Origin of the sequence: Hallella multisaccharivorax DSM 17128, assembly GCF_000218235.1 — a bacterium.
Lineage (GTDB): Bacteria > Bacteroidota > Bacteroidia > Bacteroidales > Bacteroidaceae > Prevotella > Prevotella multisaccharivorax.
Map to the genome: position 1 here is coordinate 1,570,728 of NZ_GL945017.1, position 22,145 is coordinate 1,592,872.

Annotated in this window: 13 protein-coding genes; 11 read left to right on the forward strand and 2 right to left on the reverse strand. The window is 46.1% G+C overall.

Annotated elements, in window-relative coordinates; translation table 11 throughout:
• Positions 1-411: 411 nt before the first annotated feature.
• Positions 412-2,025 carry an NAD(P)/FAD-dependent oxidoreductase gene (locus PREMU_RS06815; RefSeq protein WP_007574133.1) on the reverse strand — a complete coding sequence of 538 codons (1,614 nt, stop codon included), beginning with the start codon at positions 2,023-2,025 and terminating at the stop codon, positions 412-414.
• 190 nt (positions 2,026-2,215) lie between these two features.
• Between PREMU_RS06815 and thrA the strand changes: the two genes are divergently transcribed.
• The 10 genes from thrA to PREMU_RS06865 all read left to right on the forward strand — a co-directional run bounded on the left by thrA (position 2,216) and on the right by PREMU_RS06865 (position 20,857).
• Positions 2,216-4,654, forward strand: a complete 2,439-nt coding sequence (thrA, locus tag PREMU_RS06820; protein WP_007574135.1) for a bifunctional aspartate kinase/homoserine dehydrogenase I — start codon at positions 2,216-2,218, stop codon at positions 4,652-4,654.
• 15 nt (positions 4,655-4,669) lie between these two features.
• Positions 4,670-5,944: a cofactor-independent phosphoglycerate mutase gene (locus PREMU_RS06825; RefSeq protein WP_007574138.1), complete on the forward strand. Its 1,275-nt coding sequence runs from the start codon at positions 4,670-4,672 to the stop codon at positions 5,942-5,944.
• A gap of 40 nt (positions 5,945-5,984) precedes the next feature.
• Positions 5,985-7,310 (forward strand): threonine synthase, encoded by a 1,326-nt coding sequence (gene thrC / locus PREMU_RS06830; RefSeq protein ID WP_007574139.1) that lies wholly within the window; start codon positions 5,985-5,987, stop codon positions 7,308-7,310.
• Positions 7,307-8,101, forward strand: coding sequence for a TrmH family RNA methyltransferase (locus PREMU_RS06835; protein WP_007574140.1), 795 nt, complete (start codon positions 7,307-7,309; stop codon positions 8,099-8,101). The genes thrC and PREMU_RS06835 overlap by 4 nt, the downstream gene beginning before the upstream one ends.
• A 620-nt stretch (positions 8,102-8,721) precedes the next feature.
• Positions 8,722-11,976, forward strand: coding sequence for a SusC/RagA family TonB-linked outer membrane protein (locus PREMU_RS06840; RefSeq protein ID WP_007574141.1), 3,255 nt, complete (start codon positions 8,722-8,724; stop codon positions 11,974-11,976).
• 16 nt (positions 11,977-11,992) lie between these two features.
• Positions 11,993-13,450 (forward strand): RagB/SusD family nutrient uptake outer membrane protein, encoded by a 1,458-nt coding sequence (locus PREMU_RS06845; protein WP_007574142.1) that lies wholly within the window; start codon positions 11,993-11,995, stop codon positions 13,448-13,450.
• A 108-nt stretch (positions 13,451-13,558) separates the two neighbouring features.
• The gene (locus PREMU_RS06850; RefSeq protein WP_007574143.1) at positions 13,559-14,266 is read left to right on the forward strand and encodes a DUF4843 domain-containing protein; all 708 of its coding nucleotides are present in this window, start codon (positions 13,559-13,561) and stop codon (positions 14,264-14,266) included.
• Positions 14,267-14,330: 64 nt separating this feature from the next.
• A complete protein-coding gene (locus tag PREMU_RS06855) occupies positions 14,331-15,758 on the forward strand; it encodes a PKD-like domain-containing protein (RefSeq protein WP_007574144.1) in 1,428 nt (475 codons plus the stop codon).
• A gap of 12 nt (positions 15,759-15,770) precedes the next feature.
• Positions 15,771-18,317, forward strand: a complete 2,547-nt coding sequence (locus PREMU_RS06860; RefSeq protein ID WP_007574145.1) for a zinc-dependent metalloprotease — start codon at positions 15,771-15,773, stop codon at positions 18,315-18,317.
• Positions 18,314-20,857 carry a zinc-dependent metalloprotease gene (locus PREMU_RS06865; RefSeq protein WP_007574146.1) on the forward strand — a complete coding sequence of 848 codons (2,544 nt, stop codon included), beginning with the start codon at positions 18,314-18,316 and terminating at the stop codon, positions 20,855-20,857. The genes PREMU_RS06860 and PREMU_RS06865 overlap by 4 nt, the downstream gene beginning before the upstream one ends.
• A 19-nt stretch (positions 20,858-20,876) precedes the next feature.
• On the opposite strand, the gene PREMU_RS06870 is transcribed toward PREMU_RS06865, so the two are convergent.
• Positions 20,877-21,086, reverse strand: coding sequence for a hypothetical protein (locus PREMU_RS06870; RefSeq protein WP_007574147.1), 210 nt, complete (start codon positions 21,084-21,086; stop codon positions 20,877-20,879).
• A 249-nt stretch (positions 21,087-21,335) separates the two neighbouring features.
• On the opposite strand from PREMU_RS06870, the gene PREMU_RS06875 reads away from it, so the two are divergent.
• Positions 21,336-22,145: IS1595 family transposase (locus PREMU_RS06875; RefSeq protein ID WP_083819266.1), on the forward strand; the 810-nt coding region annotated here is incomplete at its 3' end.

Sequence of the window (22,145 nt, forward strand, 5' to 3'; positions counted from 1 at the left end):
TAGGTTCAGCCCTTCATGCAACGTTATCGAGTATTGCACTACTATGGCGTCTGCTGACTTCTCACGGCAAGCTTTACTCCACTTCTTTCGTAAAAAAAACTATTTGAAGTGTCCGTGAGACCTCCTCGGATAAGGGCATTGTCTTTCCATCTTATACCCACTTCATTTACACCAACCGTTCCGAATAGCTATAGGGCTTTGATTTGTTTAGCAACCTTACCCACGGTCATATGCCTTGTATGAAGTTTCTGTTCGTTAGGTCAGATGTTTGCCGCCGGCTTCTTTCAGATTCCACCTCACGATGGACGCCCTTGCCTTTGGCTATGTAATTCCCGCTATTAAGGCTTACTCGGGACTTGCACCCGTTAGACAATACTCATGCCGAGCATACTAAAAGAGTGCGCTGCCAATTCAGGCTTGCGCACTCATATATTGTGCGCACATATCTGCACACCGCTCGCCATCAACGCCAGCAGATACAATGCCGCCGGCGTATCCGGCTCCTTCGCCACAAGGGAAGAGCCCCTTTATCTTGACATGCTGGAGATTATCATGATTTCGCAAAATACGGAGTGGAGAAGAAGTGCGCGTCTCCACAGCAATAAGCACAGCCTCATTAGTCAGAAACCCGTGACTGCGCCTGCCGAAAATGCTGAAACCTTCCTGAAGACGCTTGGAAATAAAAGATGGGAGCCAAAAATGCAATGGGCTACTGACCAATCCAGGCGCATAGCTACTCCTTGGCAAGTCATAGCTTAAACGGTTGTTCACAAAGTCAGCCATGCGCTGTGCAGGCGCCGTTTGTCTCATATTGCCTTGCTGCCAACAAGTCTTCTCCAATCTTTCTTGAAATCTCATCACCTGCAAGACATCCTCAGACTGATTTTTTCCGGAAGCAAGGTCCATCTCAATATCCTCCGGTCTCACCTCAACCACCATGCCACTGTTCGACCACAGCGTGCCACGATTGCTTGGCGACATTCCGTTGACGACAATCTGCTCGGGACCGGTAGCTGCCGGAATCACAAAGCCCCCCGGGCACATGCAAAAAGAATAAACGCCTCTGTTCTCCACCTGCGTAACGAATGAATACTCTGCCGCGGGTAAATACTTTCCCCTCCCATTCGGGCTATGGTATTGTATCTGATCTATCAAATGTGCCGGATGCTCCAAGCGTACACCTACGGCAATGCCCTTCGGTTCCATATCTACATGCGCATTGGCAAGATACCTGTACACATCACGGGCACTATGACCTGTCGCCAAGATAACCGGTCCACGGTATTCCATTTCTTTTCCTGATGCCATATCAATAGCCTTGATCCCCACAACGGTTCTTTCTCCAGTAATTGAACTTTCAAACATGATACTTACCATCTTTGTTTGAAAATGTACCTCTCCCCCACTCTTGATGATCTGCTGGCGCATATTCTCTATCACGCGTGGGAGTTTATCGGTCCCAATATGCGGATGGGCATCAGAAAGAATGGATGTCGACGCACCATGCTGACAAAACACATTGAGAATCTTTTCCGTATTGCCTCGCTTATGGCTTCGTGTGTAGAGTTTACCATCACTGTAAGCTCCGGCACCTCCCTCACCAAAACAATAGTTACTCTCCGAATCTATTTTCTGCGTCTTGGTGATAAGCGCCATATCCTTTTTTCGTTCCCTGACATTTTTACCCCGCTCAATAACAACCGGTCTGAGACCAAGCTCAATTAACTTCAGCGAGGCAAAGAGACCACCAGGCCCCTCACCAACGACAACAACCTGTGGGCTCTCACCTACATAAGGATACTCCGTGCGTACGAATTCCTCATCCTGAGGCTGTTCATTCATATAGACCCGCACTTTGAGATTGACAAAAATGGTCCGCTGACGCGCATCGATACTCCGCTTGAGTACTCTTACATGTGTGATTGCGTGCGCATCCATTGCCTTTTCGCGGATAAGATACTGTATGATGCTCTGCTCTGAGGCCGCTGTCTGGGGCAACAGTCTCAGCTGAAACTCTTCTATCATAAAATATAATAATGTTGCATTTTAATTGCAAAATTAAACAAATTTCATCGTTTCCCCATCGTTTCTCAACATTTTTATCATTTTTCTTTGCCTATAAGATGAAACATTGTTAACTTTGCAACCAAGTGCGGTCATCATCCCCCACGTATCGGGAATGACTGTGCATTAACCCAAAAAGTCATTTGCATAAATGAAGGTATTAAAATTCGGCGGGACATCAGTAGGTTCCGTAAAAAGCATCCTCAGTTTAAAGCGTATTGTGGAAAAAGAGGCCAAACGACAACCCATTGTCGTTGTCGTCAGCGCCCTCGGCGGGATTACCGACCAACTCATCTCTACTTCTCATCTCGCTCGTGAAGGCAAGGAGGAGTGGAAACTACAATTCGAGCAGATGGTTGACCGACACCACAAGATGATCGACACCATTATCACAGAAAACAATGACCGAGAAGCACTTTTCAATAAGGTAGATGCCCTATTTGAGCAACTGCATTCCATTTATTTTGGTGTTTACCTTATCCATGATCTCAGTAAGAAGACTCTTGACGCCATCGTCAGCTATGGAGAACGCCTAAGTTCCAATATTGTTGCGACGCTCGTTAAAGGCTCTCGATGGATGGACTCACGCCTTTTCATCCAAACCACGACATCCCAAAATGGCAAGACTATCCTCGACAGCGACCTGACCAACCACCTCGTAAAAGAAGCCTTTAAGGACATGGCACGCATTTCCCTTGTGCCGGGGTTCATCTCTTCAGATAAAGATTCGGGAGAAACCACCAATCTTGGCCGTGGAGGATCCGACTATACTGCCGCTATCATTGCTGCCAATCTTGATGCTGAGCTATTGGAGATATGGACCGATGTGGACGGCTTTATGACTGCTGATCCACGTGTCATTAAAACGGCCTATACCATAGACGAGTTGAGCTATGTGGAAGCCATGGAGCTCTGTAACTTTGGAGCAAAGGTGGTTTACCCCCCGACTATCTATCCTGTACGTATCAAGAATATCCCTATCCGAGTAAAGAACACCTTCAATCCCGATGCGCCCGGTACCATTATCAAAGATACGATTGAGAATGATCACAAGCCAATCAAAGGTATCTCAAGTATCAAGAATACCTCACTTATCAATGTTTCCGGCCTTGCCATGGTGGGCGTCATTGGCGTTAATCGCCGCATCTTCACAGCTTTGGCCAACAAGGGCATTTCCGTGTTTATGGTTTCCCAGGCCTCTTCAGAGAACTCCACATCTATTGGCGTCCGTGACGAAGATGCCAAAGAGGCCGTCCGCGTACTCAATAACGAGTTTGCCTCCGAGATTGAAGACGGAGCCATGTACCCCATGCATGTTGAAAGCAATCTTGCCACTGTGGCCATCGTGGGAGAAAACATGAAGCATGCCGCCGGCATAGCCGGAAAGCTTTTTGGCACACTCGGGCGAAGTGGCATCTCTGTCATTGCCTGCGCACAGGGAGCCTCTGAGACAAATATCTCGTTTGTCGTACAAGGCGCTGAACTGCGAAAGACCATGAACGTGCTACACGATTCATTCTTCCTTTCTGAATATAAGGTGCTCAACCTCTTCATTTGTGGCATCGGGACGGTAGGCGGAAAGCTCATTGAGCAGATACGCTCACAATATGAGAATCTTAAAGAGCACTCGCGCCTGAAACTCAACGTCGTAGGTGTGGCAAGCTCTCACAATGCCATCTATTCGCGCGACGGCATCGACCTCGTCAACTATCGCGAGCTTCTTCAAGCATCTGAACCCAGCAACCCACAGAAGCTTCGCGACACTATTCTTTCAATGAACATCTTCAATGCTGTCTTCGTCGATTGCACAGCATCCAAAGACATAGCAGGACTTTACCAGTCACTGCTCGACCATAACGTGAGCATTGTTGCGGCCAACAAGATTGCTGCCAGCTCGGCATACACTGACTACGCACGACTTAAAGCAACCGCCCTTAAGCGAGGCATCAAGTTTCTTTTCGAGACCAATGTGGGTGCAGGGCTTCCAATCATAGGAACCATCAACGATCTTCGCAACTCAGGTGACTGTATCTTAAAGATTGAAGCCGTTCTCAGCGGCACACTCAATTACATTTTCAATAAGATCTCCGCACAGTGTCCGTTCTCTCAAACAGTAAGAAGTGCCAAAGAGGAAGGTTATTCCGAGCCGGATCCACGCATCGACCTCAGTGGTACCGATGTCGTGCGTAAGATTGTGATTCTGGCGCGTGAGGCAGGCTATAAGGTAGAACAAGCAGATGTCGAGAAGCATCTCTTCGTACCTGACAGATTTTTCGAAGGCTCACTTGAGGATTTCTGGATGCATCTGCCTGAACTCGACGCAGATTTCGAGAAACAGCGCAAGACCATCGAGGCAGAGGGCAAGCGGTGGCGCTTCGTCGCCACTATGGATTATGGCAAGGTGAGTGTAGAGCTGAAAGCCGTGAACCAGCAGAGCCCATTCTACAATCTTGAAGGCAGCAACAACATTGTCCTCCTAACCACAGAGCGCTATAAGAAATACCCCATGCTCATTCAAGGCTATGGTGCCGGCGCCAGTGTTACTGCGGCAGGAGTCTTCGCCAATATCATAAGTATTGCCAACGTTTAATAACTCAGGATAACCATGAAGCACATTATTATATTAGGTGATGGCATGGCCGACCATGCTGTCAGCCGTCTGGGAGGGCAGACACTCTTACAGGCAGCCGACACCCCTTACATGGACATGCTTGCCCGCAAAGGACGCACCGGCAGGCTGACAACCATTCCCGACGGATTTCTTCCTGGATCTGAAGTTGCCAACAGCACGATTCTCGGTTATGACCAAAATAAAGTGTACGAAGGACGTGGACCATTGGAGGCTGCCAGCATCGGCTACGCCATGGCGCCCGAAGACCTGGCACTGAGACTCAATGTCATTTGTGTAGGAGACGGAACCATCATCAGTCACAACGGAGGCAATCTGACGACAGAAAACGGCGCGCTGCTTATGCAGTATCTTAACGAAAAGCTCGGAGACGCTACTGTCAAGTTCATCCCCGGCATCCAGTACCGTCATTTACTTATCGTCAAGCGCGCCAGCAAACACATCATGTGCGCGCCCCCTCACGATCACCCCGGAGAAAAGTGGCAGTCATTGCTCGTCAAGCCTGAGGAGGGATGGGCGAACCGGAGAGAACCTGTCATTGGATTCGACGGTAAGCCTACAGGAGAAGAGCGCATGACTGCACAAGAGACAGCCGACTTGCTCAACAATCTGATCATCAAGAGCAAAGAGTTGTTAGAAGCACATCCCTATAACCAGGAGAAAACCGCAAGAGGTGAACGTATGGCCAATCTTATCTGGCCATGGGGAGGAGGTTACCGGCCCTCTATGAAGACCCTGCGCGAGAAATATCCACAGATCAAGAGCGGCACCTGCATCTCCGCTGTTGACCTCATCCGTGGCATCGGACAATATGCAGGGCTTGACGTGGTAAAGGTGCCACGAGCCACGGGGTTAGCCAATACCAATTACGAAGGCAAAGTCGCTGCGGCACTCACCGCACTCTACAACCAAGACTTCGTCTTCATTCATTGCGAGGCAAGCGATGAGGCCGGACACGACGGAAACCTTGAACTGAAACTCAAGACCATTGAGAATCTTGACCGCCGCGTAGTGGAGCCCATCTACAACGAAGTGAAACAATGGAAAGAGCCTGTAGCCATCGCAGTCCTACCCGACCATCCTACTCCCGTAGAGGTACGTACCCATGTCAAGGAACCTGTGCCTTTTCTGATCTGGCATCCCGGCATAGAGCCTGATAACGTACAAGTCTATGACGAGGTGTCGTGTGTTGCGGGAGCTTACGGCATGCTACATCTCACTGAATTCATGGACAAATTCATGACACTTTGAAGTTTACCAGTGTTATTTGATCAATCCAAGATTTTTTTCTATGAAATACTATAGCACCAATCATCAGGCTCCCGTCGCGACACTCCATGACGCTGTAGAGCAGGGACTTGCTCCCGACCGCGGACTCTACATGCCTGAACAAATCAGGCAGTTATCCGAAGAGTTCTATCTGCATATCGGAAAGCTTTCTTTTCAAGAGATTGCCTTCGAGGTGGCAAAGGCCTTCTTCGGCGATGATGTCGACGAGGCCTCCCTGAAGCAAATTGTCTACGATACGTTGACATTTGACACACCGGTCGTAAAAGTCGATGACAACATCTACACACTGGAGCTCTTCCATGGTCCCACGTTCGCTTTCAAAGACGTAGGTGCCAGGTTCATGGCCCGTCTGCTCCAATACTTCATCCGCAAGGATCGTGAGCACACAGGCGACAACCGGATTGTCAACGTGCTTGTAGCTACCTCCGGAGACACAGGGTCAGCAGTGGCAAACGGTTTCCTCGGGGTGGATGGTATCCATGTTTACGTGCTCTATCCCAAAGGCAAAGTCAGCAAAATTCAGGAAAGCCAGTTTACTACCCTCGGACGTAACATCACCGCCATTGAAGTTGACGGTGTCTTCGACGACTGCCAAGCACTTGTCAAGAGCGCGTTTATGGACCGCAATCTTACTTCGCACATGATTCTAACCTCGGCCAACAGCATCAATGTAGCACGCTTCCTCCCACAGGCATTCTATTATTTCAACGCCTATGCCCAGCTGAAACAGATGGGTGCATTGAAGTCAAAACTAACGGTCTGCGTGCCATCAGGCAATTTTGGCAACATTACCGCAGGACTCTTTGCCAAGAAGATGGGACTTCCCATTGACCATTTCATTGCCGCCAACAACGCTAATGACGTGTTCTACAACTATTTACAGACCGGTATCTATACGCCCATGGCCAGCAAACAGACACTGGCCAATGCCATGGACGTTGGAGCTCCCAGCAATTTTGCACGCATCATAGATCTCTACGGAGACTACAATGCCATTACAAGAGATATCAGCGGGGCGACCTACGCGGATAATCGCATCCGTGAAACCATGAAGCAATGCTTTAAAGAAAACGGATACATACTTGATCCACACGGTGCCTGCGGCTATCAGGCATTAAGGGAACAGCTCCCCGCAGACAGCGTGGGAGTGTTCTTAGAAACAGCCCATCCTGCTAAATTCAAAGAGAAAGTGGATGCTATCATTGGTACCGACATCACTATTCCAGAACGCCTCCAGGCATTCATGCGAGGCAAGAAGCAAAGCATAGGGATGGTCAACGATTTCAAGGCATTCAAAGACTACCTCCTCAAACAACCACAAGAATGATCAGCAAAGCAAAAATAAAGCTCATCCGCTCTCTCGACAATAAGAAAGCCCGCCGAAAGAGCGGGGTGTTTGTAGCAGAAGGACCAAAAGTGGTCGGAGACCTGCTCCAGAAAGAGCAGGCCAAGATAGTCATAGCAACAGAGGATTGGATAACTGAAAACTGCAAGTTGATAACTGATATCGAAGTCATCAAAGTAGATGCCGAAGAACTGAGAAAAGCTTCACTTCTCCAACACCCTCAACAAGTGCTTGCCTTGTTTCCACTGCCACAGGAGAAAACTGATCCCCAGGCACTCCTCCCGCTGTTGGTAGGCCAACGCAATGGTGGAAGAGAGGCATTGGTCATCGCCCTTGACGGTGTGCAAGATCCAGGTAACCTTGGAACCATCATCCGCGTAGCCGACTGGTTTGGCATTGAGGACGTGATCTGTTCACTCAGTACGGTTGATGCCTACAGCCCAAAGGTAATCCAGGCAACCATGGGAAGCATCGCACGGGTACGTGTACACTATACAGATCTGGAGCGCCTCATCACCAGTCTGCCAAAAGACTTTCCTGTCTATGGGACTTGTCTCAATGGAGCCGACCTCTATGAGCAGCAACTCTCCGATAGCGGCCTGATTGTTATGGGCAATGAGGGAAATGGTATATCACCTGCCATAAAGGCCCTTCTCAACCGCCGGCTTCTTATCCCCAATTATCCTAAGGAACGGGCTACAGCCGACAGCCTAAATGTCGCCATTGCAACCGCCATCACCTGCGCGGAATTCAGGAGAAGAACCGTTTCTTAGAAAGATGACGCAAGTCCAATCCCTACTCCGGCTGAGCCTATTAAATAGGATATCAAACTCTCAATGGCGAGCGACTAAACCTATAAGCCGTTTGTCAAGGCTTCGCTATCAAAATATATTCTCATTGCATCTACATCGTAATGGCAACGCGTTTACACCGTAATGGCAACGCGTCTACACTGTAAAGGCAATGCGTCTACACCGTAAAGGCAATGCGTCTACACCGTAAAGGCAACGCGTTTACCCATCACCTCACGTAGCTCATGCATAATCATTCCTTTCCAATAGTCAAATATAAGCCTGCAATTTTTATAATTTTTATACCAAGGATTGTCCAGACAGTATAAACTTTGCTATTTTGGATGATTGCGGATATTCATTTAACTTTTTTATCCAACTGGCGTAAAATCCGAAAAATTTTATGTAAGTTTGCAGTCGGATAATGATAGAAAAGTATTATCAAAGAAAGAGTTCTTTTAAGATCGTAATAAGAGTTATAACGAAAACAATTAACCATTATGAGCGAATCAAGTGATGGTGTTCAGTTTAAGTAAAGACTGTTTTTCGATTAGTAAAGGATTGTCTTTTGATTAGTAAGTAAATATTAATTATAGAGAAAGATGCACAAGATGAATTTTCTCCAACGTATTACCTGCGTCCTTATTCTGAATCTTTTATGCTTTGGACCATTATGTCTTCCTGCTTCAGCACAAGACTTCGATGGTGCTAAGGTAACGCTTTCTTTGCAGGATGCAACAATTGAATCCTTTGCAAATGAGGTTGCTAAGCAAACGGGTATAGTAGTGAAATTTGCTGATGAGGATGTTAAGTCGCTCAAAGGAGTAACCCTTTCCGTTCGCGGCCAGTCAGTCACAAGTTTATTGGTGAGCCTCTCCAATCAACTTCCGTTTACTTATTCGGTTGATGGAAACACCCTCACCTTTGCCAAGAAGGTAGTTGCTCAACGCAAAGGAACCATCAAAGGTCAGGTTACTGACGCCAATGGCGAGCCAATCATTGGTGCCATTGTCCGCATGGAAGGCGTTAATGGTGGCTTCGTAACCGATATCAATGGTGAATATCGGATACAAACGGATCAGAAGGAGGCGCACCTTACGGTGTCCTACATCGGTTATAAGACCGTAACAAGGACTGTTAAGAATGGAGCAGCAGCCAACTTCACCTTGAGAGAGGACTCTAAAGAGATGCAGGAGGTTGTTATTACGGGTTATCAAACTAAGAACAAGAACTCGTTTACGGGTTCTCAAGTAGCCGTGACACGCGATCAGTTGATGAATGTGAGTACGAAGAATGTGTTGCAAAGTATATCTTCCTTCGTTCCAGGTATGGTCATCACCGATGATAACCTCAAGGGTTCTGACCCTAACAAGGTGGCTGAGATCAATATTCGTGGACGTGCCACCTTTGAGGGACAGGCTAATACCCCAGTCTATGTAGTCGATGGTGCACAGGTAACAGCAGAGTATGTTGCCGACATGGATATGAATGATATAGAGACCGTAACCGTCTTGAAGGATGCTTCAGCGTCAGCCCTTTATGGTGCGAAAGCGTCAGCTGGTGTGATTGTCATCACTACCAAGACATTGAAAGGTGGTAAGCTGAAATTGAATTATAGTGGAACCGTTCGTTTGTCAACGCCAGACTTGCATGATTATCACCTCCTGAATGCTCGTCAGAAACTTGAGTATGAGCGTTTAGCAGGCTTGTTCACTGATACAGATCCAGCCCGTCAGTACCAGTACGACCGCGACTATGCACGCATATATAACGATGTTCAGCGTGGAGTAGAGACTGATTGGCTATCGAAGCCATTGCGTAATGCCTTCTCACAATCACATAGTTTGAGCATTGATGGTGGTGATGAGCGTGCCAAATATAACCTTGGAGTACGTTATGGAAAGGACTCCGGAGTGATGAAGGGGTCTGATCGTACCCGCTTATCAACCAACTTCCGCCTCTCATATAACGTCTCGGGCAAGTTCTTCATATCGAATAATTCAACGTTAACATCGGTTACTAATCATGAATCACCGTATGGTGACTTCTCCGATTGGGTAAAGATGAACCCTTATGAAAACCCTTACGATGCAGACGGGCAGTTGCGTTCTTCGCTCTATCATGACCTTGCCAACCCATTGTATGATGCCTCATTAGGTAGTTACAACAAGTCGAATAACCTCGACTTCCTCAATACCACGAGTGTCCAGTTATGGTTTGGTGATAAGATTCGATTGGATGGTGACTTCACAATCGACCGCAGTAAGCAAGACAGACGTGTGTTTACTTCACCTTTCTCGTATAATGAGAAGATCACAAAAGCAGTCAACCAGCGAGGCTCACTGTCAGATAACTGGACCAATACAACCGCCTTCCAAGGTAAGGTAATGCTGTCTTATAACAACTACTTCTTCAAGAAGTTGTTCTTAACAGCTATGGGTGGTAGTAGTATAGAGTCGACTTCTACAGACGTAGCAGGCTATCGCTCAGTTGGATTCTACTCTGACCAGTTGGGCCATCCAGCCTTTGCAACCTCTTATGATACCAATAGTCACCCCAGTGGTTCAGATACAGAAACAAGGGGAGTAGGCTTCTTTGTGAATGCAAACACTATATGGGATAACAAGTACTTCCTCGATCTCATCTATCGTTATGAAGGCTCCTCCCGATTCGGAAAGAACCAACGCTTTGCTCCTTTCTGGAGTGTCGGAGGTGGTTGGAACATCCATAATGAGAAGTTCATGAAGGGAACTCCCATCCAATTACTCAAGTTGCGTGCTAGCATAGGATACCTTGGTAACATCAACTTCAACCCTTATCAGTCATTAACAACGTATAGTTACAGCAGCTCTTACTTCTATGGTAAGGGTACAGGTGCCACACCTATTACTATAGGTAACCCCGACTTGAAGTGGGAACGCACGTTGAGTACGAATATCGGTGTCGACTTCACTGCTTTCCACGGACGTATCGACCTCTCTGCCGACTACTATATCAAGAATACAGATAACCTGCTTTTGGATATTACCAAGGCACCATCAGTAGGTGTATCCACCTCTCGTGAGAATATTGGAGAGGTTCAGAACACAGGTTTCGAGCTTCGTGTTCGCACCTTCCCAATACAGACGGAGGACTGGCAATGGTCGCTTGGTTTCACCTATGCATATAATAAGAATAAGATCAAGAAGATAAGTAATGCGCTCCGTGCACTCAATGAGCAGAACCTCGCAAAGGGTGGTGTCGCACCACTTCCTGTATATGAGGAAGGTCAGTCGTTGACAGCTTTGAAGGTTGTTCCATCCGCTGGTATCGACCCAGTAACAGGTCAGGAGATCTTCATCAAGCGTAATGGTAACTACACATTTACCTATGATCCGAATGATAAAGTCATCTTTGGTGATACGAATCCAATCGGTATCGGATCTATCAACTCCTACCTTACTTATAAGCGATTTGCCCTTAGCTGCACCTTTCAATACTCATTTGGTGGAGCCTTGTATAACGAGACTCTCGCTACAAAGGTAGAGGGTGCTAACCCTAAGTATAACGCCGATGAGCGTGTACTTCAGGACAGATGGAAGACGCCAGGAACGATTGCTAAGTACAAGCGAATTGATGATACGGCAACACCTTATCAAACATCTCGCTTCGTGCAGAAGAACAATTACCTGCGAATGAGCAGTTTGGCATTGTCTTACGAGGTTCCAACAACATGGATACAGAAGTACGGTTTGAGACGTATGTACCTTGAGTTCCTCACCAATGACCTCTTCTATCTATCCACAGCAAAGCGTGAGCGCGGTCTAAACTACCCTTACGATAGAAGTTTCGAGTTCTCATTAAGATTCTCACTTTAATACGATTAGATAAGAAATGAATATGTTGAAAAAATATATAGGGGTTTCGGTGGTACTTGCACTACTAACCTCTTGTAATGACTTCTTGGATGTTCAGCCCAAAGGACAGAACACCGAAGACCAGATGTTTACGACTATCACGGGTTATGAAGATGCTATGTTTGGTGTTTATGGCAAGTTAGCTTCCTCCAACCTGTATGGTGAGAACCTCTCATGGGGGCTTGTTGACAAGCTCGGACAAGAGTTCGGTTATGATAACTCGCAGGATGTGAGCTATTATCTGAACCGTTACCAATATACCAACCAACAGGCTCGTTCGCAGACAGATGCCATCTGGAAGAACATGTATAGCAATATCGCAAATGTCAACAACGTGTTGCGACACATGAATGATATCAGTAGTGCGCCCCAAGAGAGACGCCTCATACATGGTGAAGCATTGGGGTTACGTGCCTTTATGCACTTCGATCTGGCTCGCTTATATTGTACTGACTATACCCGAAGTGACGCCAATACGTTAGGTTTACCATACGCAACTGAGTTCAATCTAAAGAACCGCCCACGTTATAGTTTGCATGATACTTTCAAGTTAATCATTGGTGATTTGAATGCTGCCGACTCGCTATTGTCAGATGATAATAACGTTACTTACAATAACGTTTTACAGCGTGATTATCATCAAGACCGCGTCATCTTCTTCAATAAATATGCGGTGAAAGCAACGAAAGCACGCGTTTACTATACTATGGGTAATAAGTCAGAAGCAGCCAAGTATGCACGTGAGGTCATCAATGCAACACAGAACTTTAAGCTGAACACATCGACTTCTATCGATTCTATTATGCGTTTCCCAGCTAATAAAGAGATGATATTTGGAGTTTATGCAGCCGATCGTTCTGGTGCTATTCGTTCTGCTTTTCTGCGTGCAACAGGTGCTGGTACGTTTACTGAAGGGCGTCGTGATGCACGAAGTCTCTATGAGACAGACCGCTTCACCGCCACTAGCTCCGATGCAAGATACAGCTCGTTCTTCAGAGAAAACGCCTCTTCGGGTGCATCAACATTCTCTTTTATACGCTTCATACAGAACGATGCAGAGGCAAACAGCAATACTCTCAAGGGCTTTGTACTGATTAGTCTGTCAGAGATGTACTATATCTTGAGTGAAAGCGTGTATGATACGAACAAGACAGAGGCTATTTCTCTGCTTAACGCAGTGAGGAAAAGTAGGGGACTTGGCGATGTTGATGCTTCGAAAGTGAGCACCCGTGACCTCTTCGAACAGGAGATGATGCGTGAACGTATGCGCGAGTTCCCTGGTATGGGACAGTCATTCTATGCGTTAAAGCACTATAATCACAGCTTTACAGACTTCCGCAACGTTGATACCTATCAGCCTTCTGATGCCATCTTCAACCTCCCTTGGCCTGATGTGGAGAATGAGTATGGTAACAAGGAAGTACATAAATTATAAAAGATAAGGGCTAATAAGGTCTTGGTGGGGCGAAAACTCTTTCGCTAACCACGCTGACCTACCCTCATACAAAGGATATTGATACAATCAACTATAATTTAATAGATTATGTATAAGTCAATCATAAACTTCTTTGCCATTGGTGTTATTGCCTTGTCATGGCAGGCATGCTCTGGTATAGATTACGATGGGGAATATTCTAAAGAAGGTGATTTTGAAGGCAATAACCAGGTGTATTTTGATTTGAAGAATACTTCTGACACCTTATATAATTACTCTTTTGGAACTGCACCAACTAGTGTGACACGTGATACAGTGGCTGTTACTGTAAAGCTCGCAGGCATTAGAAAGTCTACAGCCCAGCACTTTAAGGTAGTCGTTGACCCTAGTAGCTCGGCTCAAGCAGGTGTACACTATGAGGCATTGGATAGCGATCAGATCATTCCAGCCGATAGTCTTTCAGCAACATTCCCAGTGGTGTTGTTGCGTCAAAACTTGAGTAGTACGCAGAATGATAACATACGTCTTGTATTGCGTTTAGAGGCTACCAACGATTTGGGAGTTCGTTTCCCAAATATGACCAAACGCATTATCACCTTCGATAATGTACTCGAGAAGCCTTATTGGTGGGACTATCCAATAATGAAGGCAATGGGTCTTCCAGATTATACTCCGGCCAAGTATCGTATGTTGTTGTCGTATTATAACTCCGACCCAAGCCTAATTGTGAATGCATTTCGCAATCCTCGTCTACAGACGCAGCTGTATAGAAACATTCAGAAAGTTAAGGCTTATTTCCTAGCAAACCCTGAGTAACAATACAACTAATAGATAACAGTTACGGGACACGGTCCCTTCATGGAATGAGAAAGCTACAAGTATGATAAAGAAATATTTATATGTATTGGCGCTATCTGCCTTTACCTTCACCTCATGTATTAAGGATGACTCTACTGCAGGGGACAACCTTGTATCAGTAATAAGTCTTCAGAATCCTCTTGAAAGTACTTACACATTGCATCAGAACGATACTCTTAAGATCAATCCAACCATCTTGCAGACAAATGGAGACAAACCCCTTACTTACGAATGGGAGGTTAATCATAAGCTAGTATCGAACGATGCGAAGCTAGTCTACCCTTGTAACAAGTCGGGAGAGTACAAAGCTCGCTTGCGTGTAAGCAATGGTCAGAACATTCAAATCTATGAGTTCAATGTCAATGTAGAGTATGCTTACACCAAGGGAATCTATCTCTTGGCTGATAACAACAATCAAACCATCTTGTCATACGTCCCAACTGAGGATGTAAACAAGTCTTTCAAGCTGGATGTATTGGCTGAGAACAACCCTAATGTCAGCTTTGGTGCACCACGCTCAATGGCTTTCAGTAGGACATTCGATAGTCAGAAGTCAAACATCTTGTTCCTTGCTGCAGGCAACCCATCGAAGATTTATCAGCTAGATGGCTATGAGATGGTGTCGATCTTTAATACTTCTGTTGGTGAGAAGGTCAATCAGTTAGCGGCAAGTTCGGATGATAGTCGACCCAAGGTGATGGCTCTTACGGATCATAACCTCTATTCTCTTGATGTGAATTCAACCAATCTTCAAACACAGACATCACGTTTCAATGGTGCTGTCAGTGGTAACGTCACACTTGCCAAGTACATGATTCCATGGTGGAGAGAGGACTTGTTCTATGCACATGCCGATGCTTACTTCGACAATTCACATGGTTCTCTTCTCACAATGGGCATTGAGAACACCTCAATACCAGCCGAGATCCTTAAGGGAACATTCTCTGGTGACACCTTGGTAGGTATGGCTAACATTAATAAGCAGCGTCATCTCGCCCTCATCACATGTCAGAAGAGTACGGGAACATTCTATTTCAACTATATCTTCCCAGGCTATTATTCATCTGACGCAACCAAGCGCATTGCTGCAAATGTCCTGTATCGCATAGCTATGCCAGCGTCAACAGGAATTGCCAATGGCTCTGTTGTGCGTTCAGCACGTAGTAAGAACATCGTTTACTACACGAAGGGTAACGCCGTATATGCACATAACGTCCTCGCGAACGGAACCTTCCCTACGGCTCCGCTCATTAGTGTTGGCAATAGCACGGAGACTATAGTTGACATGGTATTTTCCGATGATGACAACCTTATATATATAGCAACTAACGACCCATCAAGCGCTATGCAGGGTAGTCTTTACTGTTATGACGCACAGACTAATAGCCTACGTTGGTCGAAACAGCATATCACTAAGAGGATTGTGAAGGCACTATACAGAAATAAATAAACATTAATGATAATGGATATCTCACATTGGAAACTATTACTGCGAGGGACTTTTGCGTTCCTCCTAGTATTGCATGGTACTGTAGTTAAGGCTGATGACAATAAGTCGAAGGGCTCTTCTAAAGCCAAAGAGGAGACGAAGTACGATCGACTCTTTAAGGACAAGAAGACCGAGACAGCACGTAGTAAGTTCATCACAGTCTACAAGCAAGACAACAAAATCTACTTTGAATTACCGCGAACACTGCTTAAGAAGCAGATGATATTAGGTGGCACGATCACGTCAACGACCGACCCTACAACGGTGACAGTCGGTTCGACGAGTGCTAACCCAGTACTCTTTTATTTCGACATACAGGATAGCTCGGTGGTAATGAAGACCCCGAACAATGTTCTCTTTCAGTCGAATGCCTCCTCACCAGAGCTTAATAGCGCCCTAGCACTCAACTATCGCGATGGTATCTGGCAGGGTTTTAACATCATGGCATATAACAATGACAGTACAGCAGTAGTCTTCGACGTTACCTCTTTACTAGGGAAACCAACTAACCTACTGCCTGTTATGCCAACACGTAATGGTAAGTATTCTATCAAGGCAACACCTAAGCCAGAGCTTTCTTTTATACGTGGTATAAAGAGTTTTGATACTAACTTGTCCATCAATAACGACTTCTCCTATGGCGTTTCCACCTCTTTAATGTCTATGCCGATAGGTGGTGAGCGTCCAACAACAGTAGGTGTAAGCTATAGCATAGCCCTTGTTCCCGAGTTAGCTATGCGTCCTCGTATTATGGACTCACGCATTGGGGTTAATTATTCTGCTCGATTAGGAATACCAGTGGAAGGGGCTGAAACAAAGAAAATCTACTATTCTCACCGTTGGAATCTTGTGCCACGTGATAAGAAGGCATACACTAAAGGCAAACTAAGTGAGCCTGTTCAGCTTATCCTCTTCTATCTTGATAACACCTTTCCAGAGGCTTGGAAGAAACCTATCAGAGAGGGTGTTCTTGCGTGGAACAAGGCTTTTGAGAAGGTTGGATATCGAAATGCAATAGAGGTGGTAGACTTCCCTAAAGATCAAGAAGACTTCGACCCAGACAACGTGCAGTACTCTTGTATCAGATATATCCCTAATGGTTCTTCATCCGAACCATCGAGTGACAAGTATGTAAACCCTAATACTGGAGAGATCATGAGTGCGTCAATGTTTATCTATTCTGACGTTGAACGCTCTCTACATAAGCGTCGTTTGGTTGAGACAGGAGCCGTTGATCCATCAGTGAGAGGCAACCGCTTGAATGCAGCTCAGTTTGCTGAAGGTTTGAAGCTACTTGTGATGAGAGAGATGGGAAGTATGTTGGGATTGCAAGCTAACCCTGGTGCATCATCTACTTATCCTACTGACTCTTTGCGTAATGCACGTTTCACCACAACCATGGGACTAACGCCATCGGTTATGGATGACGTAGATTATAATTTTGTGGCACAACCCACAGACCATGGTGTACGCCTTGCTCAAACCGATTTGGGCATGTATGACTATTTCACCATCGATTGGAACTATCGTTACTTCGACCCTTCTTCTGTCTCTATCAACGATGAGACAAAGACACTTGAGGCTTTCGTCGACAAGAAGGTACAGAATCCTCGCTATCGTTACTATGCTGAACGCAATGGCAAGTGGGATCCACGTGTGCAGCAAGGTGCGCTCGGTAATGACATGATTGAGACTGCCAACCTTGCCAACAAGAACTACTCTATCGTTGAATCGAACCTCTCTAAGTGGATAAAGAACGATGAGGACACACGAATCAAGGATCAGCTCTATCTCCAGATATCACAGAATCGATACGAAACATTCAAACATGTGCTTAGTAACGTGGGTGGTATGTACCTTAACAACATGAAGGTTTCAAGTGGAATAGCGCAGTATCAGGTCGTACCTAAGGATCTTCAGCGTCGCTCTATGCTGTGGTGCCTACAACAGGCAACCAACTTTACTAAGTATGCTAACCGCAACTACGAGCGCAAAGGGTTCTTATCTGTTAGTTACTATGACCAGTCTTTGGAGTTCATAGGCTATGACTTGCTTGCAGCTAGACTTCGTGTGGCTGTCACCTCCTACTTGAATCCAAACAGCTATACGCAGAAGGAGTACTTTGATGACCTCTATGACGGTCTCTTCAAGAGCGTTGCTCAAATGCGCGCACCGTCTCAGAGCGAACGAGTTCTGCAACGCACATTCATGAATTATGCGCAGAATGTAGTCTCAAAAGCCACTGGCAATGGTGGTTCTGAGGGTGGTCCGGGCAGTCGTTCGGCGTTGAAGGATGACGACATGGGTGCTACACCAGGTTTTGGAGACCCTTCACAGAATCTTGCCCCAACAGTGGATATCACTGTAGCAGACAACTCTGAGCTTTATTTCTATAATTGTCTGGCTAAGTTAAAACCAGCTTTAGAAAAGTGCCTAAAGGCTAACTTGCCATTAGAAGCACGCACTCACTATGAGATGTTGCTCTTCAAAGTGAACAAGACAATAGAGGTTAAGAAATGAGAAAAGTATTCATTCAATCTAAGAGAACGGCTGCCATCAGCTTACTATCTGTTGGTTTGCTAAGTATCTCACTCTCGGTGCAGGCTTTCCCATTCTTTAAAAAGAAGAAGAAAGAGACTAAGACAACCACAACTGTGGTGAAGAAAGATGCTTACGAGCGACTCCTTACAGAACAGAAGACTGACTCTGCCCGAGGTCCTTTCGTCTCTCTCTATCGAACGGGAGAGAAACTTTACGTCGAACTCCCCCCTTCTTCCCTCAATCGTGATATGTTGCTTGGGGCAACCATCTCGTCAGTATCCAGTCCGCAATATGCCGAATTAGGTACACGTGCAGGCTCTGTTTCTCATATCCGATTCGTTCAGAAGGATAGTTCCATCGTCATGCAGGCTGTCAATTCAGAGTTGCTTGACGCCTTACCAACGCCAATGGCAAAGGAAGCCGAGGCTACTAACTATCGTAACCTCGACCTCTATTCCTTTCCAATCAAGGCTCGTAACAAGAAAACAGGTGGTATAGTCTTCGATGCCTCATCGTTCTTCTTGCGCGAAAGTAAGTATTTCCCTGTTATCGCCAAGATAGCTGGTCCTTACAGAGTGGATGCCGAATTGAAACCCGAATGGATAAAGGTTACTGCATTAAAGTCCTTTGAGTCCAACGCATGTATTAAGATGGAACGTAACTACGTAGCCAACATGACGGGTAATAGTGGCAGTGTGGCAATCAGCAATCAACCGGTATCCATCGGTGTCGAATTTACATTAGCTCTATTGCCAGAGGATAAGATGACGCCTCGACTTAGCGATGTCCGACTAGGTTACTTCCTTACTCCTAAAGCAATAGTTAACGACGAACTCATAGAGCATGCGAGCTTTATTAATAGGTGGCGAGTAGAGCCAAAGGACTCTGCTGCATACTTTGCAGGAAAGCTCTCAGAGCCTAAGAAGCCGATTGTTTACTATATCGACAACAACTTCCCACCGCTTTGGAAGAAGGCGATTAGGAACTCCGTTCTGCGTTGGAACGCTGCTTTTGAACGTATAGGATTTAAGAATGTCATGCAGGTAAGGGACTTCCCAACGGATGACCCAAGCTTTGATCCAGATAATTTCAAGTACTCTTGCATACGTTACTTGCCTACTGCCACAGAGAATGCAATGGGGCCGTCATGGATTGATCCACGCACGGGTGAAATCATCACAGCCACTGTCTTGGTTTATAACGACGTGGTCAACGTCATAAATAGTTGGCGTTTTATCCAGACGGCACAGCTCGATCCCGCTGCTCGAACGCTCAATATGCCTGATAGCATACTAGAGGCTTCGCTCGAATACATCGTTGGTCACGAGGTTGGTCATACACTCGGATTAATGCACAATATGGCTGCATCAGCTGCTATACCTACTGACTCGTTACGCTCAGTGGACTTCACTCATAAGTATGGCACCACTGCCTCTATCATGGATTATGCCCGTTTCAATTACGTTGCACAGCCTTCTGATAAGGGCGTATCGCTTACACCGCCTATTCTCGGCGTCTATGACAAATATGCCATAGAGTGGGGTTATCGTGTATTCCCTAACTCTAAAGGGTTCCGCGATGATATTAAGCCTTTGCAGGAACTTGTGGCTCAACACGAAACCGACCCTATGCATCGTTATGGATTGCAACAGTCGCGTTATCGTTATGACCCAACTGCGATCGAGGAGGACCTTGGTAGCGATGCCATCAAGTCGAGTACCTATAGTTTGAAGAACCTTGAATACATCCTCCAGCACTTTGATGAGTGGATACCAGATGGTGAGGACGGGGCTAGAAAGGCGAAACTCTATCGTCAAATAGTGTCTCAGGCTTATGGTTACTCACGCAATGTTTATGCCTTGATAGGCGGTATCAAGCTCTATCAAACGACCGAGTCTTCAGGGCTCCCACGCTATGAAGTCATATCAAAGGAACGCCAACGTGCAGCAGCAATGTGGCTCTTGGATGAGGCTCGAAAGTTCGGCAAACGGGGTATAACAAGTCTTGAAGATAGATTGCCACAGGTTAATTCGCACCCTTATAAGATGTTGGCAAGTGGCATACAAGAGATGGCTATGTCTGCAACAGCGCGTTTAGCACTCAGTTACTATGCCGATTCTACATCCTATTCACCATTGGAATATAACGAGGACGTTTATAACAACGTATGGAAAAAGACGATCGCAGGTGACGAGTCACTCGATGATGACGATATTGCCATGGAGCGTTTATACGTGGAACGACTCAAGTCGAACGTTATGGAAGTGAAGCAGATGGGTAGGGTGCGCAGCCTTCGCAACGACAAAGAAGACGTATCCTTCCTCGGTTTCGGAACGGGTTATGGCGATCCAGAAACGATGTGGACAGAGACAATAGACCGCACTGCCGAGTATGTGTTTCACTATGCACAGAAGTTGCAAACACTCCTTGCAGAGCGTATCAAGACTACGAGTAACAGTACACTCAAGGCACAATACGAATTGATGTATGCGCGTGTTCAACGCTACATGAACGAATAAAGCGGTGCAGCTTCGCACCCTATGCACAGAAAGAAACACCCTCTTCGATGGGAAGGGGGCGTTTCTTCGTATCGAAGAGAGCCTTTCTTTGTATCAAAGAGATACCTCCTTCGTTTGTAGACATTGGTTTTCTCTCCCCTTTCCAAGCGGAGAGGGGACGGGGGAAGAGGCTGTAGAGAGGTTGGGAGAGAGGCTGCATCTCGTCCTTAAACAACAAATATCTGTTCATCTCATTTCAATTCCATAAAGGTGCGATTAAAACCAATAGAAAGCGACGCAGAAGCTAAAGCCGAAAATTATTCGACCTGTACGGTTGAAAAATTGATTGCTAACTGAGCAAATAATTCCCCACTTTTTCCGTTATAACTAAAAATTAATGAATATCCGCAATCATCCAAATTAGCAAAGTTTATACAGCCTGGACAATCCTTGGTATAAAAATTGCGGGCTTATGTTTGACTATTGGAAAGGAATGATTATGAATTTGACGGATTTCTATGAAGTTTATCCTAACGAGGAAGCTTGCGAGCATGCTCTTAAGGAATTTCGTGAATGCCATACTCTTTATTGTCCGGTATGTGGCGGTTTGCACCTCAGTTGGAATCCGAGCCATAAGTCTTGGACATGTATGGATTGCGGTCATGAGGTTACCCTCCGTTCCGGCACAGTGATGCAAGGCAGCAATCTGCCGATTTTCGATTGGCTCGTGGCAATATTTCTGATAGTAAGTACGAAGCGGACCATATCCGCTTTGGAGGTACAGCGCCAGCTTGGAAGGAAACGCTACCAACCCGTCTGGGAAATGATGCATAAGCTGCGTGATGTGATGGGTAAGCGTGACAGTCTCTACAGGCTGTTTGACCAAGTGGAACTTGATGAAGGATTCTTCTCCACGGAGACGCCTGACAGTGAAAAATGGCATCCTCTCAAGCGTGGACATGGAAGCCAACGGAAGACGGCCGTGCTTGTCATGGCGGAAAGTTCTGTTCCTACAAACACACCAATGAAAAAGTACAGCACCGGGAAACGGGTCGGTCATATCAAGATGGAGGTTATACCGGACTTGAAGGCGGCTACGGAGGAAGACAAAATAAAGAATTCCATAGATGCCGGGGCTAATGCTACCACAGATGCCACGAAGTCTTACGCGGCACTTACAGCGAACAAAATTGTCGCTAAGCATAAAGCATATAAGATGAGGGACAAGACCATGGTCGGCAAGGTGCTTCCATGGGTACACATATCCCCAGGATGCTGTTCGGGTGGCAAAAAGTGTGAAGTCGCCCTT

Coding starts and splice junctions, on each gene's coding strand:
- PREMU_RS06815 (WP_007574133.1), bottom strand. CDS start 2,025: ATGATAGAAGAGTTTCAGCTGAGACTGTTGCCCCAGACAGCGGCCTCA.
- thrA (WP_007574135.1), top strand. CDS start 2,216: ATGAAGGTATTAAAATTCGGCGGGACATCAGTAGGTTCCGTAAAAAGC.
- PREMU_RS06825 (WP_007574138.1), top strand. CDS start 4,670: ATGAAGCACATTATTATATTAGGTGATGGCATGGCCGACCATGCTGTC.
- thrC (WP_007574139.1), top strand. CDS start 5,985: ATGAAATACTATAGCACCAATCATCAGGCTCCCGTCGCGACACTCCAT.
- PREMU_RS06835 (WP_007574140.1), top strand. CDS start 7,307: ATGATCAGCAAAGCAAAAATAAAGCTCATCCGCTCTCTCGACAATAAG.
- PREMU_RS06840 (WP_007574141.1), top strand. CDS start 8,722: ATGCACAAGATGAATTTTCTCCAACGTATTACCTGCGTCCTTATTCTG.
- PREMU_RS06845 (WP_007574142.1), top strand. CDS start 11,993: ATGAATATGTTGAAAAAATATATAGGGGTTTCGGTGGTACTTGCACTA.
- PREMU_RS06850 (WP_007574143.1), top strand. CDS start 13,559: ATGTATAAGTCAATCATAAACTTCTTTGCCATTGGTGTTATTGCCTTG.
- PREMU_RS06855 (WP_007574144.1), top strand. CDS start 14,331: ATGATAAAGAAATATTTATATGTATTGGCGCTATCTGCCTTTACCTTC.
- PREMU_RS06860 (WP_007574145.1), top strand. CDS start 15,771: ATGGATATCTCACATTGGAAACTATTACTGCGAGGGACTTTTGCGTTC.
- PREMU_RS06865 (WP_007574146.1), top strand. CDS start 18,314: ATGAGAAAAGTATTCATTCAATCTAAGAGAACGGCTGCCATCAGCTTA.
- PREMU_RS06870 (WP_007574147.1), bottom strand. CDS start 21,086: ATGAACAGATATTTGTTGTTTAAGGACGAGATGCAGCCTCTCTCCCAA.